Origin of the sequence: Rothia sp. HMSC071B01 (assembly GCF_001808945.1) — a bacterium.
In the GTDB taxonomy this organism is placed as follows: domain Bacteria; phylum Actinomycetota; class Actinomycetes; order Actinomycetales; family Micrococcaceae; genus Rothia.
In genome coordinates this window covers 1-862 of the sequence record NZ_KV795042.1, presented here as the reverse complement: position 1 = coordinate 862, position 862 = coordinate 1, and the positions used below count along the sequence as shown (strand labels likewise).

The following is an 862-nucleotide window of genomic DNA, read 5'->3' as shown; positions in this document are numbered from 1 at the left end:
GGCGTCCTTCGGTACATGCACCACCAGTTCCTCACTGTCCATCTCCCAATCCTTCGGGGCATCAGTTTCATGCCGGCCACACTCCTCAGCAGGCAACGGCGTGCCCTTCCTGGTAAAAATCGACATCCTTTTACCAGAAGGTGACCCCATAAGATTAGCCAGTAGATCCCTCAAAGTGCTGCCCTCATAACACAAAGACGGATCGTGCTGAATATCCTCATATGTCGCATCACGCTTCTTGACGGTATGAATCTCAAGGGTGGCAGCCTTACCGTTATCCAAATCATCGCGCAGACGCACCTGATCACGAGGAATGAGGCGGTCGATAATGTCGCCACTCTCCTCGCGGTAGCGGATATAGATGTAGGTCACCGGGCGCCCTTCAAAACTTCCCTGAATATACCCCACACTCCCCAAGAAGCCTTCATGAATCTCCCCTTCAAGGCTGCCAGACTGCACCTGCTCCTTAGAGATCTGCAAACTCAGCAACTCATGCGTGCGCGTACTCTCCTGAACCGCCTGACCACGGGTAGGACTTCCGAGAAACACGCTGATAATCATCGTCAAGAGGACGCCGAGAAGAAAGAGATGAATAAAAGCCTTAGTGAGAGAATTACCCATAGCAATACCTCATTTCCATAAAAATAAGTTGTGTTATGCCTCAAGAGCATGCCAAAAATTAGGGAAAAATAAGTACGAATCGGTATGTTCCGCCATTACTTACCCTCCCAGCTCGCACCCCATTCTTGGGTTGAGGCCCATTTACGTCATCACCCCTCCAGGAGGGCAGATTATCCCTTCTTTGCTCCCTCAGGAACCATGTTGGGGTTGATCGTCACAATGATGGCGTCCTTCGGTACAT

General features: G+C 50.7%; 1 protein-coding gene. It reads right to left on the bottom strand.

Annotated features, from left to right (window positions below):
- Nucleotides 1-621: hypothetical protein (locus HMPREF2527_RS00175; protein ID WP_141744414.1), on the bottom strand; the 621-nt coding region annotated here is incomplete at its 3' end.
- Between the last annotated feature and the right edge of the window lie 241 nt (nucleotides 622-862).